Annotated in this window: 11 protein-coding genes; 1 reads left to right on the top strand and 10 read right to left on the bottom strand. The window is 60.1% G+C overall.

What is annotated here, in order from left to right; genetic code table 11:
- The first annotated feature begins 199 nt into the window (after window positions 1–199).
- Complete coding sequence (locus V8689_RS12725; RefSeq protein ID WP_236710110.1) at window positions 200–1,372, top strand: Gfo/Idh/MocA family protein; 1,173 nt, start codon at window positions 200–202, stop codon at window positions 1,370–1,372.
- A 69-nt stretch (window positions 1,373–1,441) separates the two neighbouring features.
- On the opposite strand, the gene V8689_RS12720 is transcribed toward V8689_RS12725, so the two are convergent.
- From V8689_RS12720 to praA, 10 genes are all read right to left on the bottom strand, one after another.
- Window positions 1,442–1,855: a hypothetical protein gene (locus tag V8689_RS12720; RefSeq protein ID WP_150073518.1), complete on the bottom strand. Its 414-nt coding sequence runs from the start codon at window positions 1,853–1,855 to the stop codon at window positions 1,442–1,444.
- A 229-nt stretch (window positions 1,856–2,084) separates the two neighbouring features.
- A complete protein-coding gene (locus V8689_RS12715; RefSeq protein ID WP_032892153.1) occupies window positions 2,085–2,303 on the bottom strand; it encodes a hypothetical protein in 219 nt (72 codons plus the stop codon).
- A 707-nt stretch (window positions 2,304–3,010) separates the two neighbouring features.
- The gene (locus tag V8689_RS12710) at window positions 3,011–4,714 is read right to left on the bottom strand and encodes an AMP-binding protein (RefSeq protein WP_056784552.1); all 1,704 of its coding nucleotides are present in this window, start codon (window positions 4,712–4,714) and stop codon (window positions 3,011–3,013) included.
- Between the two features lie 31 nt (window positions 4,715–4,745).
- Window positions 4,746–6,044 carry an acetyl-CoA C-acetyltransferase gene (locus V8689_RS12705; RefSeq protein WP_056784550.1) on the bottom strand — a complete coding sequence of 433 codons (1,299 nt, stop codon included), beginning with the start codon at window positions 6,042–6,044 and terminating at the stop codon, window positions 4,746–4,748.
- Complete coding sequence (locus tag V8689_RS12700) at window positions 6,041–6,931, bottom strand: MaoC/PaaZ C-terminal domain-containing protein (RefSeq protein ID WP_056784548.1); 891 nt, start codon at window positions 6,929–6,931, stop codon at window positions 6,041–6,043. The genes V8689_RS12705 and V8689_RS12700 overlap by 4 nt, the downstream gene beginning before the upstream one ends.
- A gap of 3 nt (window positions 6,932–6,934) precedes the next feature.
- Window positions 6,935–8,278 (bottom strand): 3-oxoacyl-ACP reductase, encoded by a 1,344-nt coding sequence (locus V8689_RS12695; RefSeq protein WP_056784546.1) that lies wholly within the window; start codon window positions 8,276–8,278, stop codon window positions 6,935–6,937.
- A 152-nt stretch (window positions 8,279–8,430) separates the two neighbouring features.
- Entirely contained in the window at window positions 8,431–10,941 is a 2,511-nt protein-coding gene (locus V8689_RS12690; protein ID WP_056784543.1) for an acyl-CoA dehydrogenase, read from the bottom strand.
- Window positions 10,942–11,154: 213 nt separating this feature from the next.
- Complete coding sequence (locus V8689_RS12685; protein ID WP_056784539.1) at window positions 11,155–12,600, bottom strand: outer membrane protein transport protein; 1,446 nt, start codon at window positions 12,598–12,600, stop codon at window positions 11,155–11,157.
- 142 nt (window positions 12,601–12,742) lie between these two features.
- Complete coding sequence (gene praB, locus V8689_RS12680) at window positions 12,743–13,228, bottom strand: alkane oxidation protein activator PraB (RefSeq protein ID WP_056784535.1); 486 nt, start codon at window positions 13,226–13,228, stop codon at window positions 12,743–12,745.
- A gap of 134 nt (window positions 13,229–13,362) precedes the next feature.
- Window positions 13,363–13,857 (bottom strand): alkane oxidation protein activator PraA, encoded by a 495-nt coding sequence (praA, locus tag V8689_RS12675; protein ID WP_056784533.1) that lies wholly within the window; start codon window positions 13,855–13,857, stop codon window positions 13,363–13,365.
- Window positions 13,858–13,867 lie beyond the last annotated feature (10 nt).

Genomic DNA, 13,867 nt, shown 5'->3' with positions numbered 1-13,867 from the left:
CCACGCTCCGCGTGGGAATGCAGCCTGTGACGCTCCGCGTCACGACGCTAAAGGCAGACGCAGAGCGTCCAGTGAGGCATTCCCACGGGGAGCGTGGGAACGATCAGGGCAAATGAATTTTTATTCCACCTATTGAATTTAGCGAATATTTATTCCATTAATAGACTTCCTGAAAACAATAATCCAAAGGACCACGACGATGCGTGAACTCGGAATCGGCTTGATCGGCACAGGCTTCATGGGCCGCGCCCACGCGCTGGCGTTCAATAACGCGCGGGCGGTATTTGAACTGCCGGTGCACCTCAAGCTGGCCGCCCTGGCCGATGCCGACACCGAGCGCGCCCAGCGTTGCGCCAGCGCCTGGGGGTTTACCCAGGCCCACGGTGACTGGCAAGCGCTGGTCAACGACCCCAAGGTCGACGTCGTGGCCATCACCACCCCCAACCATTTGCATTACCCCATGGCCATGGCCGCGATAGCGGCGGGTAAAGCCGTGTATTGCGAAAAGCCCCTGGCCGTCAGCCTTGAACAAGCCGATGCCATGCGCCGCGCCGCCCATACCGCCGGGGTGGTGACGCGTGTCGGCTATAACTACCAGCACAACCCGATGATCGTGCTGGCGCGGCAGATGATTGCCCAGGGCGAACTGGGCCAGATCATCAGTTTTCAAGGTGAGTTCAGCGAAGACTTCATGGCCGACCCGACTTCCCCTTGGTCGTGGCGCTGCGACGTGGAGCATGCTGGCGGCGCCCTGGCGGACCTGGGCAGCCATTTGCTGTCGATGGCCCGCTATCTGGTGGGCGAGGTAACCGATGTTTGTGCCGATACCCAGACCGTACACAGCCAGCGCCCCGCCGCCGCCGGCAACCCGACCTCAAAAACCATTGCCGTGGATGACCAGGTGCACGCCCTGTTGCGTTTCGCCAACGGCGCCCGTGGCACGGTGAGCAGCAGTTGGCTCAAGCACGGCTACAAGAACCATCTGAGTTTCGAGATCAGCGGTACCCAAGGCACGCTGGCGTTTGACCAGGAACGCTTGAATGAACTGCGCCTGTACCGCAGCGGCCAAGACGGTTTCCAGCGCCTGTTGGCTGGCCCTGCCCTGCCCGGCTATGCGGCGTTCAGCCCGGCGGCGGGGCATCAGTTGGGCTACAACGAGTTGAAGACGCTGGAGGTGCAGGAGTTGATCATGGCGCTGGCGGGGCAAGGTGCGGATGGCACCGACTTCGAGGCTGCATGGGAGATAGAGCGATTGGCGACAGCGATTCGCGTGGCAGCCCTCGAAGAACGTTGGGTCAAGGTCAGCGCGCACGGGCCACTCAAAAACAGTCAACCCAAAAATTTTGGGGAGGTAGAGGGCACGGTACTTTAAATTAAAGTCAGCTAGTCCGCGAGTGCCTAGGCATCGCGGACCACCGGAAATACTCCTTGTCATATAATACTAGTATCGATAACGAAACGTTTGGCAAAAAATCAAACCAGCCTCGCTAACCTGCTTTTCTGCAAGTAGGCTTACCTCCCAAATAGGAACTCCTGACGTGGACGGTATATCCATTAAATTTGGCAAGCCTCTTACTCTCAACTGTTGTGCTGTTTGCACAAACTCCGTCCCCTCAGGCTTTTCAAGTGGTGCAACATTACTAAAATAGTATAACGCGGGCTGGTCGCCGTACCTTTTTAATGGCTGAGCCCCACACAAACCAGCAATGATCAATGCGAGATCTTTCCCGGTAGTCGTGCTGGTATCAATCCAAGTTTTGTATTGCTTTCCATAGGCCGGATCATTAGGTGTTGGGCCTGGGATAGTTTTCCCATGCCGCAGGAGCACATAAACATTAACCAAAGTAAGAGCCATAATATACCTTCCTTTTTTAAACGATATACGCAGGGGCTATAAAGAACCCACAATCATTCTTTACAGCCTCGATATTGATGAAAACGGTTAAGGGAAAGTCAATATTCGAGAATGACACAGCCATCTCCCCCCTTGAGCCCTGGAGAGCCGGAATATCCAGTCTGGCTGCTTGAGTTAGCGATACCGCCAACGCCGCCTTTACCACCTTTACCCGCGTTGCTGCACAGACCTAAACTGTCTCCGCCATTGCCAGGAGTTTCTGAGCCACCGTAAAGGCCTCCGCTTTCGCCAACGCCCCCAATCTTAAACGTAGAACAGTTGTTTCCTTGATTCTCCGGGAGGTGGGCAGCGCCTCCGTTTCCGCCATGTCCAGGTTTAGCGGTTGTAAGCCCACCATCGCCGCCGCCGCCTCCACCAGAGCCCCCATCAGCGGAATAAACACCGTCATTTGTATTAACTATGCTTTTTGCGCCGTCCCCTCCATTACCACCCGATGTGCCGAGCTGGGTGTGACTGCCTTTCTTTCCTGCGCTACCCTCGGCGCCGCCGCTACCGACAGTAATGGTGAAGGTTGGATTTGACGCGGTGGATACCGAACATACTAGACCACCACCTGCGCCCCCCCCACCGCCACCAGCGCCACGACTTCTCACCAAAAGCCGGTCAAGAGCGCCCCCACCGCCCCCACCCCCGCCGCCACCGCCGATCACAGTGACTTTTACTGTAACTCCTAGTGGGGCGGTGAAGTAATGGGTACCAGGTTGATTATAAACCTGCGTCTCTGCGCGCACGTAAGTTGAAGCCATTACACCACCAAACAATGCGCCAGAAAGCAATAAGGCCGACGATTTTTTGCTCACCATTTAAGAATCTCCATTAAGTGTGCCTCAGGGCACGATTGCAGTGTTAACCGCAACATCCCTGCCACCTAAGTTAAGAGACCTTTCATTCTAAATACACCTGTGAAACCCTGCAGACATCTATACCTATTAGTTATAACCTTAATAACTTAAAACACCAGCACCTCAAAAATCCTCTCATCAAACTCAGCATACAGTTAGCTATCGAACAACCTCCCATTGTCGACATGTACCTTGCGCTGCTTGCGTTTAAGGGTACGGTATCCCCCCACTCTTGGGTCTCCGTCACTTTAGATCAACGCAGCGCCCGACGAAGTACTTTGCCCACCGTTGTCTTGGGCAATTCCGTGGTGCGAAACTCCACATACTTTGGCACCTTGTACCCCGTCAGGTATTCCCGGCAATGCGCAAGAATCTGCTCCTGGGTCAGGGTCGGATCCTTGCGCACCACGATGATTTTGACCTTCTCCCCACTCACGGCATCTTCCACACCGATCGCCGCCACTTCTGCGACATCCGGGTGCATCGCCACCACGTCCTCGATTTCATTGGGGTACACATTGAAACCCGAGACCAGGATCATGTCCTTCTTGCGGTCCACCAGGCGGATATAGCCGCGCGCGTCCATCACCCCGATATCGCCGGTGGACAGCCAACCGTCGGCATCCAATACCTCAGCAGTTTCCTTGGGCCGCTTCCAGTAGCCCTGCATCACTTGCGGGCCGCGTACTTGCAGCTCGCCTTGCTCGCCGATGTCAGCCAGCTCGCCGTCTTCGCGCATGAAACGCACCCAGGTCGACGGCAACGGCACGCCAATGCTGCCGGTGAATTCCATCTCGCGCATACGCGAAATATCGATGGGGCTGATGCTCACCACGGGCGAGCACTCGGTCAGCCCGTAGCCTTCGATGATCGGCAACCCGGTCACTTCCTTCCAGCGCTTGGCCACGGCGGTGTGGGTGGCCATGCCGCCAGCAATCACCAGGCGCAGGTCGGAAAAGTCCCGTGCACAGAACTCCTTGTTCTCCAGCAAGCCATTGAACAGCGTGTTCACCCCGGCAATGCCATTGAAGCGTTCCTTGCGCAGGATCATCTGCACGCGCTTCACGTCCCGGGGGTTGGCGATGAGGATATTGCGCCCGCCCAGGCACATGAACATCAGGCAGTTCACCGTCAGGGAAAAGATGTGATACAGCGGCAGCAAGGTCACGTTGGTTTCCTGCTTGTGCTGGTCTAACTGGTCACCGACCCAGGCCTTGGCTTGCAGCAGGTTGGCAATGATATTGCGATGGCTGAGCATCACGCCCTTGGCATCGCCGGTGGTGCCGCCGGTGTATTGCAAAAAGGCCAGTTCTTCGCGGCCCAGGCTGACCGGCAAATGGTGCATGGCCCTGCCCTGTTTGAGCACCTGGTTGAAACGCAGCGAGCCGGGCAGCCTGAAGGCCGGCACTTGCTTCTGCACGCTGCGCAGAATGAAGTTCATCGCCGCGCCCTTGAAGGTACCCAGCAAGTCGCCGATGGCCGCCACCACCACACGCTTGACGCTGCTGCCGACCATGGCTTTTTCCAGGGTATGCGCGAAATTTTCGAAGATCACCACGGTTTCGGCGCCACTGTCCTTGAGCAGGTGCTTGAGTTCATGGGCGGTGTACAACGGGTTGACGTTGACCACCACCGCCCCAGCCAGGATCGTGCCCAGCAGGCAGATCGGGTACTGCAAGCAGTTGGGCATCATCAGCGCCACGCGATCGCCCTTCTTCACGCCCTGGCCCTGCAACCAGGCGGCAAAGGCAATGCCCTGGGTGCGCCAATCGGCATAGGTCATTTCCGTGCCGATGCTGACGTAAGCCACTCGCTCACGGAATTTTTCCAAGTGCTCCAGGAACACTTCGCGCAGCGACGGGTAATCCTCGATCCCGGCCTCAATGTCCGCCGGCACGCCGGGCAGGTAAGTGTTCAACCAGATGCGTTCGGTGTGTTCCAGGCTGATAGCGTTCATCGCAGTGTCCTTATTGTTGTTTTTGATAGCGCTACTTTTCGACGATGGCGGTGATGCCCAACCCACCCGCTGCGCAGATCGAGATCAGGCCGCGACCGCCACCGCGTTCGTGGATGGCCTTGGCCAGCGCCGCCAATTGCCGGCCGCCGGTGGCCGCAAAGGGATGACCGCAGCCCAGTGAGCCGCCGTTGACGTTCATCTTGGCGCGGTCGATGCTGCCCAAAGGAACGTCAAGGCCGAGTCGTTCGCGGCAATATTGCGGGTCTTCCCACGCCTTGAGCGTGCACAGCACCTGGGCGGCGAACGCTTCGTGGATCTCGAAGAAATCAAAGTCGGCAAAACCCAAGCCTTCACGCGCAAGCATGCGCGGCACGGCGTAAGCCGGCGCCATCAGCAGGCCCTCGGTGCCGTCGACAAAATTCACCGCGGCCGTTTCGCCGGTGCGCAAGTAGGCCAACACCGGCCAGCCATTGGCGGCGGCCCATTCTTCACTGGCCAGCAGCACCACCGAGGCGCCATCGGTCAGGGGCGTGGAGTTGCCGGCGGTGAGCGTGCCGTTCTGGCGGTCGAAGGCCGGCGACAAGCCTGCGAGCTTTTCGAGGCTGATATCGGCACGCAGGTTGTTGTCACGGGCCAAGCCGCGATGGGGGCTGATCAGGTCGTCGAAGAAGCCGCGTTTATAAGCCGCATCCAGGCGCTGGTGGCTGGTGAGGGTCAGCTCGTCCTGGGCCAGGCGCTTGATCTGCCAACGCTTGGCCATTTCTTCGCAGTGCTCGCCCATGGACAGCCCGGTGCGCGGCTCGCCATTACGCGGCAGCAACGGTTTGAACAGCATCGAGGGGCGTACTTTCAACAAGGTTTTGAGCTTGTCGCCCAGGCGTTTGGCGCGATTGGCGGCAAGCAAGGTATGGCGCAACGATTCGTTGATGCCAATGGGCGCGTCGGAAGTGGTGTCGGCGCCACCGGCAACGCCCACTTCGATCTGGCCGAGGGCGATTTTATTCGCCACCAGCAGCGCGGCTTCAAGCCCTGTGCCGCAGGCTTGTTGCACATCGTAGGCAGGGGTTTGCGCGGACAAGGTGGTGGACAACAGCGCCTCGCGGGCCAGGTTGAAATCCCGCGAGTGCTTGATCACCGCCCCGGCGGCAAACTCGCCCAGGCGTTGGCCGTGCAGGTTGTAGCGCTCCACCAACCCTTGCAGCGCGGCGACCAGCAGGTCCTGGTTACTGTCGTGGGCATACACCGTATTGGAGCGCGCAAATGGAATACGGTTGCCGCCGATAATCGCCACGCGGCGGGTCGGGGCTGGGGTAAAGCTGTAGTCGCTCATTGCTGGCTCTCTTTGCAAATGAATAGCCCGCGCATATGGGGCTTGTCCCCGGCGAAATTGCGCACTTCGAACTCGCGCCGTGGGCCGGTCACGGGGTGGCCCCACAGGGCGACCTGGCCGGGTAGGAAGATCGGCAATTTGAAGTCGCAATGGGCCTCGGCCTGGTCCAGGCCACCAGGCGGCTGTAGCGCTGCCAATGCGCGGCCCAGGGTCCACATGCCATGGGCGATGGCGCGACGAAAACCGAAGAGTTTGGCACCGATGATTGAGGTGTGAATGGGGTTGAAATCCCCCGAGACCTTGGCAAAGCGGCGCCCCAGGTCGGCGGGCAGCACCCAACGCTGGGTGCGTAACAGGCCGTCTTCCTGCAGCGGCAAAGGGTCATTCCAGGCTTCACCCACCGGGTCATTGACATCACGGCGCAAGTACAAGCTGTCGCTTTCCCACACCAGGGTTTCCTGGCTGTAGGCACGGGTAGCGATGCTCAAGGCCTGCCCTTTCGGATGGGCCACCCAGCGCTCGCAATACACTTCCAGGCGCAGCGCCTGGCCCTCGTGCAGGCGCTGGTGCTGACGAATGCGATTGGCCAGGTGCACCATGCCGCTGGCGGGGTACGGGAAGCTTGGCCGGGTCAGCAACATCAGGTGCAGTGGGAACGCCAGCACATGGGGATAGGACAATGGCACGCCCTGCTCGCGACGAAAACCACACGCCCGTGCGTAAGCGGCGATACCGGCCGACGAAAGCTCCACCGCGCTGCGCACCAGGCGTGCGGTGGGCAATGGCGGCGCGCCGTCGAACTTGGGTTTGCGTAAGGCGCGCAGGCCGTCGAGCAGCAACTGCGTGCGCGACGGCGGTGGGTCGATAATCTGTGTCACGTAGTCCATCGGTCAGGCTCCCAACAGGCTTTGGCCGCACACCCGCACCACCTGGCCATTGACCCCGCCCGACGCCGGATGGGCCAGCCAGGCAATGGTCTCGGCCACGTCGATGGGTTGCCCGCCCTGGGACAACGAATTCATGCGCCGCCCCGCTTCGCGGATCATCAGCGGGATCTTGGCGGTCATCTGGGTTTCGATAAAGCCGGGCGCCACCGCGTTCACCGTGACCTGCCGAGCGGCCGCACGCGGCGCCAGGCCTTGCACCAGGCCGATCACCCCGGCCTTGGACGTGGCGTAGTTGCTCTGCCCCAGGTTACCGGCGATGCCGGAAATCGACGACACGCACACAATGCGCCCGCCGGGGTTCAAGCCCTGGCTGTCGAGCAAGGCCTCACTGAGCTGCAACGGCGCCTCGAGATTGACCGCCAGGACACTGCGCCAGGCGGCCTCGGTCATTTTGGCGATGGTCTTGTCGCGGGTGATCCCGGCGTTGTGCACCACCACATCAAAGGCGCCGTATTGGCTGACGTGGGTTTGCAACAGCGCGGCGGTATCGGCGGCGGTGATATCCAGGGGCAACGCCGAGCCGCCCACGCTGGTCGCCGCCTGCTGCAAGGCTTGCTGGGCCTGAGGCACGTCCACGCACACCACATGGGCATCGTCGCGCGCCAGCACCTGGGCAATCGCCAGGCCGATGCCACGGGAGGCGCCGGTGACCAGGGCGCGTTTGCCGGCAAAGGGTTTGTCCCAGTTGATGGCGGCGTGGCCATCGACCGGTTTTTCAAGGCGCACCACCTGCCCCGAGACATAGGCGGAGCGGCGCGACAGGAAAAACCCCAGGCTGCTGTCCAGCGCGTCTTCCGCGCCCGGCGCCACGTACAGCAATTGCACGGTGATCGCCCGGCGCAGCTCCTTGGCCAGCGACCGCACCAAGCCTTCAAGGGCGCGTTGGGCGATGGCCTGGGGCAAGTCGTGGCAATGTTCGGGTGCCGTGCCGAGCACCACCACCCGGCCATGCTGGCCCAGGCGTTTGGCATTGCTGTGAAAAAACAGGTAGAGCTCATCCAGTTGTTGCAGGTCGGTTACGCCGCTGGCGTCGAACACCGCGCCTTGCACCTTGACCGTGGACGGCGCCTTGGGCGTCGCCGGGGTCGCGGCGACGGTGTCAGTGGCGCTGAAGATGCGCTGCACCGAGGCCACCAGGCGCCCTGCCCCGGCGATGATCACCGGGTTGGCCAGGCCGGCCTGGCCGCTGCGATGCCGTTGCAGGGGCAAGGGTTGCGGCAAGCCGACCGCCTGGGCCAGGCGCCGGCCCCAGGGGGAATTGACGAACGAAAGGTAGCTGTCACTCATAGAGGGTTCCACTCACAACACAATGGCTGTCTTGTAAACCCGATCGATGTGGGAGCTGGCTTGCCTGCGATGCCCGCGACTCGGTGTATCAGTCAAACCGAGGTGATGCCATCGCAGGCAAGCCAGCTCCCACAGGTGGACCGGGGTTGCTCTTAACTGACCGGGACGCTGCGCCGTTTGGCCACCGGCTCGAGTGCCTGCTTACGCTGCTGCAGGGCCTCCAGCAAACCAAAGTCCTGGGGGAAGTCATCCACCTGGATACCGTGGTCGGCGTACTCCACATAGCGCGCCAGCAAGGCGTCTTCGTCGTCGCTGATCAAGTCCAGCGCCCGCGCCTTGACGCGCCAATCGGTAAAGGCCGTGGCAGCAATCGGCAGCGGGCCGAGCAGGCCTTGCTTGATGGCGGGTTTTAGCCGCGCCTCGATCAACTCCACTTGGGGCAACAAACGGAACCCCAGTTCGCCATACGCCAGCTTGTCAACTTCCGGCCGCGGGATGTAGGAATTGGCCAGCAAGCGGTCGCGGGTCTCGCCAGGGGTCTGCACCACCTCCGCCACCTGCGCCAACAGCCGGTCCGATGGTTTGCGCAACGGGATGCCAAACGGAAAACTCAAGGTGCGCACCACCGCCGCAGCCGGTTTTGACGGGTAGTTGTCGAGCACTTCGGCCAAGGCTTCATGGGTGCGCAGCAACGCGTCCTGGGCCGCCCAGTGCACCAGCGGCAAGTCCGCCTGGGGCCTGCCGTCATCCTCGAAGCGCTTGAGCACGCAAGACAAGATGTACAGCTGCGACAAAATATCCCCCAGGCGCCCGGTGATACTTTCCTTGCGCTTGAGGGCACCGCCCAGCACGCCCATGGAAATATCCGAGATCAGCGCCAGCACCACCGACAGCCGATTGGCCTGACGGTAGTAGGCAGCCAGTGCCGGGTCAGTCTTGGCCGGTGCCGAAATCAGGCGTCCGCCGGTCAGGGCATGCACCGCTGCGCGGACGGTGTTGGCCACTACAAAGCTCACATGGCCGAACATCGCGCTGTCGAAGTCTTCCAGGGCCTTGCGCCGGTCGGGGTTGTGCGCCGCTTCCATCTCGCGGAACACGTAGGGATGGCAACGAATCAGGCCCTGGCCAAAGATGATCAGGCAGCGGGTCATGATATTCGCGCCTTCCACCGTAATGGCGATGGGGCTTTGCTGGTAGGCACGGGCGAGGAAGTTATTGGGGCCCATGCAGATGCCTTTGCCGGCGACGATGTCCATGCCGTCGTTGACGATGATGCGCGCACGCTCGGTAACGTGGTACTTGGCAATGGCCGAGATCACCGAGGGTTTCTCGCCGGCATCCAGGGACGCCACCGACACCTTGCGCACCGCATCGCAGGCATACAGATGCCCGGCCATACGCGCCAATGGCGCCTGCACGCCTTCGAACTTGCCGATGGGCAGGCCGAATTGCTTGCGCATCGCCGCATAGGCGGTGGTACCGCGCACCGCCACTTTACCCAGGCCGACGTTGGCCGATGGCAGGGAAATCGCCCGGCCTGCCGCCAGGCATTCCATCAACATGCGCCAGCCGTTGCCGATTTGTTCGCGACCACCGATCACCCACTCCAAGGGAATGAACACGTCCTTGCCGGTGGTTGGGCCGTTCTGAAATACCGCATTCAACGGCCAGTGACGCCGGCCACTGTTTACGCCCGGGTGGGACGTGGGGATCAACGCACAGGTAATGCCCAGAGAACCTGGCGCGCCGAGCAAGCCCTGCGGGTCTTCGGCGCGGAACGCCAGGCCCAGCACCGTGGCAATCGGGCCGAGGGTGATGTAACGCTTGTCCCAGGTCACTTTGAAACCCAGTACTTCCTCGCCCTCATGCATGCCTTTGCAGACAATACCCAAGTCAGGGATCGCGCCGGCATCGGAGCCGGCATAGGGGCTGGTCAGGGCGAAACAGGGGATGTCTTCACCGCGTGCCAGACGCGGCAGGTAGTAGTTGCGCTGGGCGTCGGTGCCGTAATGCAGCAACAGCTCGGCCGGGCCCAGGGAGTTGGGGACCATTACCGAAATCGCTGCCGCCGAGCAGCGTGTCGACAGCTTCATCACCACTTGGGAATGCGCATAGTGGGAGAAGCCTTTGCCGCCGTACTGCTTGGGAATGATCATGCCGAGGAACCCGGCCTCCTTGGTGTACTGCCAGCCTTCGGGGGACATGTCCTGCCAGACTTGCGTGGTTTCCCAGTCGTTGGCGATGTCGCACAGGGTTTCGACTTCGTTGTCGAGGAAGGCTTGCTCCTCCGCGCTCAGACTGGCCGGCGCGGCTTGCAGCAGACGCTGCCAGTTGGGTTTGCCGCTGAACAGCTCGGCGTCCCACCACACGGTACCGGACTCGATGGCCGCCCGCTCGGTGTCGGACATCGCCGGCATGATCGTACGAAACAGGCCCAGGGCCTTGGCGGTCAGCAGCCTGCGGCGCAGGGGTTTGATCGCCAGCACCAAGGCGGGCAGCACCACCAGCAAAGCCGCGACAGTAAGGCCCAGGCCGGCCACCGCGTTGAACAGGTAACCAACCGCCAGCCAGACGATGCCGGCGCTTAGCCACAGGGCGGCGGCGGCTTGTCGGTAAGCCAGGGCAATCGCTGCTGCGATACCCACCAATAACCAGATAAGCATGGGGGAGACCTCTACTTGATTCAGGACGTGAAACCACACTACAAACTTCAAATCATTAATTCAAATTTTGTTTTGAAATTTTTATTTAATTGCTTGCCGAAAAAATAGGCTGACCGAGTCAGCCTGACGAAAGAAGATATCAACGTACGTCGCCGAAAACGACAGCCATGGCAAGGCCTCCAGATGCGCTGAGTGCCCTGCCTTGCACGCGCCTCAGAACTTATAAGTCGCCGACAGGCTGACCACGTCACCTGAGGATTCAGCTTTACCGTCCAGCTGCGCGCCTCCAAGGCGGTCAACGTTCTTGGTCTTCAGATTGACCTTCTCGACAAACTGGTGCGAGTAGGCGGCATCCACCGACAGGCCTGGTACCGCCTTGATGTCATAACCTGCACCGAACGCAAGGAAGTAGCGATCCCCGTCGGGGATCCGAGGGTCACGGGTGGAGTTTCGGGTCGGTGTCTGGTCGTAAGCCACGCCGGCACGCAGGGTGAGTTCGTCGGTCGCTTTGTAGTCGCCGCCGATAGAAGTCATCCACGCGTTCTTGTAGTTGTAGGGTATGGCAACGATGGTCGAGCCCTGTGACTTGAGCGTGAGGTCCTTGAACGAAGACCACTCTGTCCACTGGGCACTCACGCCCAGCGTCCAGCGATCATTGAACTGGTGGACCCAGTCAATCGCCGCCGTCGCCGGGATATCCAATTGAGCACTGGCATGCGCGCCATCCGGGAACAGTTTGAGACCAGGGTAGGCCATTTCAACCAGCGTTTCGCCGTTCGGACCAATCGGGTTGGTCATCGCGTTACGGCCAATCGCGTCTGTATAAACGTCGTACTTGCCCGTCATCTTGTTTTTGATCTTGGCGTGATAATTCACGCCCAGCGTGTCTTGCGCTGTCGGCTTCCAAACCACGCCGCCAAACCAGCCCACTGAGATATTGTCGACTTTCACGCGTATCAAGGAATGCCCGACGCCGGTCGGAAAACCGGTGCCTCCCAGACCGGGAGAGACATCCGCGGCAGCCAACAGGTCAACGTTCTGGCTGACGTTCCCTTGGCTACGTTGAACGATGGCACCGGCACCGACGGAAAACTCATCATTGACCTTGAATGACAAGGAGCCTGTCAGGCCAATGGTCTCGATCTTGGTGTCAACGGCGAAATCTCGCAGCTTAGAGTTTTCGTTCCACGTACTTTTCATGCCTTGCGGTACAACTTGGCTCAGGCCAAAAGCAAAACGGTCGCCGATGGGCATGACCATAAAGCCGGTAGGTAGCCATGCGGTGAAACCACCCTGGCCGCCATTATTCGTATTCAGCGTCGGATCGCCCAGGTTGCCCTGATCATCCAGCACCGGCGTATTGGTCACCGGGTTACCGTTATGGTCATACGCCTGGCCAGAATATTTGATCTTGATCCGGGCGTAATCGACGGTCTGCTGCACGATGGTTGAATCGATGAACGCCATGGCCGCCGGGTTGTTGTACGCGGCACTGGGGTCGTTCTTGAACAATGAACCGCCACCAAACGCGCGCCCCCAGCCAGGCGCACCGTAGGTTGGCGTGGAGAAGCCGCCCGCCTGCACATGTCCCGTGGTCATCAAGCCTCCCAACAGCGCCAACCCCAGTAACGTGTGAGCGTGTTGTTTCTTATTATTCATGCGCTGCTCCTTATTATTATTTCGCCCGGCCCCTGCCGGTGGGTCGTGTGGCCGTAGGCAGACCGTAAGTACCCTGCCCAACCGATGCCTCGCGTGAGGCATCGGTTTTTCAACGGGTGATCAGCCCTCAGGAGTTACATGCTTATGGGTTAACCGTCAGCGTCGGGGCAACAACATTCAGCGATACGACGGTGCAGTTGCCGGTCAGCGACTGATTGGTAGCCGAAAGTGTTTTGGTACCAGGAGTCCAAGCCACGGCAATGGTGGTAGGGCCGCAGTTAGTGGCCGGAATCGAGGAGATTTTGTAGCCTACGTTGGTCACAGTGCCGGTGGTGCCCGTCGAAGCGGTAAGAACCCAAGGCAGGTTAGTCAGCGTGGGCAGTGCGCACAGGCCGCCGCCGGTCAGGGACGCACCGTTGATAGAAGCCACGCCACCGCTAACGTTGCCGGTAAAAGTAATGCCGCACGTCACTGCTGCACCAAAGGATGAAGGTGACTTCACCACGATGGTACCGGCGTTAGTCGAGAACGGACCGTCTGGAGAGACGGAAGCCGCACTCGCCATCGACGCAGCGCCAAAGCACAGAGCAAACGAAGTTGCACAAACGAGGGTTTTCAAGCTTTTCATTGTTTTTCCTCACATGTTATGGCGATTCATTTCGCCAGGGGTAATGGCCATGATCGAGAGGTCACGGTGAAACTGCAGAACTTCCCTTTCCAGCCAAATTTCAATGCATGTACCGCTACAACAGTCGGAGCGTGTTATTCGACAACTTTGAAGTTGGGCGGCATCTTGATCGACACCGTCTTGATCTTGCAGTCTTCGCCAATCGCCACATCGCTGGCTTCCAACTTGCCGGTGGCGTTATCCCAAATACCGTCGGCCGTCGAAGGCCCGCACTTGCCGCCCAGGCCAAAGGCATGCACATCCACGCTGATCTTCGACATGGAGCCGCTTTTTGTGTCTTTGGCGATTAACACCCAGGGCAAGTTGATGGCTTCGACACGGCTGCATTTGAGGCCACCGTCGAACTCGACTTTGTCGACATTCACCGATGAACCATCGGCTGCAACCTTGCCGGCCACCTTGATGGTGCAATCGGCACTGATGAGCTTGCCTTTGGAAAAGCTGATAGGCCCCTGGGCAGTGAAGGCACTGCCAGCGGGTTCGATACGCGCAGCCTGGGCCTGGTGATACGCAATCAGGCCCATGGCCGCTAACAGGATGTGGGCGGTGAACTTGGCAGAACTTTGCATGGTGTACGTC

Source organism: Pseudomonas sp. AK181 (assembly GCF_051122975.1).
Classification (GTDB): Bacteria; Pseudomonadota; Gammaproteobacteria; order Pseudomonadales; family Pseudomonadaceae; genus Aquipseudomonas; species Aquipseudomonas lactis.
This window is presented reverse-complemented; position numbering and strand designations above follow the sequence as displayed.

Excerpts from the sequence above, each read along its gene's own strand:
- V8689_RS12725 (WP_236710110.1), top strand. The coding sequence starts at position 200 with ATGCGTGAACTCGGAATCGGCTTGATCGGCACAGGCTTCATGGGCCGC.
- V8689_RS12720 (WP_150073518.1), bottom strand. The coding sequence starts at position 1,855 with ATGGCTCTTACTTTGGTTAATGTTTATGTGCTCCTGCGGCATGGGAAA.
- V8689_RS12715 (WP_032892153.1), bottom strand. The coding sequence starts at position 2,303 with ATGACGGTGTTTATTCCGCTGATGGGGGCTCTGGTGGAGGCGGCGGCG.
- V8689_RS12710 (WP_056784552.1), bottom strand. The coding sequence starts at position 4,714 with ATGAACGCTATCAGCCTGGAACACACCGAACGCATCTGGTTGAACACT.
- V8689_RS12705 (WP_056784550.1), bottom strand. The coding sequence starts at position 6,044 with ATGAGCGACTACAGCTTTACCCCAGCCCCGACCCGCCGCGTGGCGATT.
- V8689_RS12700 (WP_056784548.1), bottom strand. The coding sequence starts at position 6,931 with ATGGACTACGTGACACAGATTATCGACCCACCGCCGTCGCGCACGCAG.
- V8689_RS12695 (WP_056784546.1), bottom strand. The coding sequence starts at position 8,278 with ATGAGTGACAGCTACCTTTCGTTCGTCAATTCCCCCTGGGGCCGGCGC.
- V8689_RS12690 (WP_056784543.1), bottom strand. The coding sequence starts at position 10,941 with ATGCTTATCTGGTTATTGGTGGGTATCGCAGCAGCGATTGCCCTGGCT.
- V8689_RS12685 (WP_056784539.1), bottom strand. The coding sequence starts at position 12,600 with ATGAATAATAAGAAACAACACGCTCACACGTTACTGGGGTTGGCGCTG.
- praB (WP_056784535.1), bottom strand. The coding sequence starts at position 13,228 with ATGAAAAGCTTGAAAACCCTCGTTTGTGCAACTTCGTTTGCTCTGTGC.
- praA (WP_056784533.1), bottom strand. The coding sequence starts at position 13,857 with ATGCAAAGTTCTGCCAAGTTCACCGCCCACATCCTGTTAGCGGCCATG.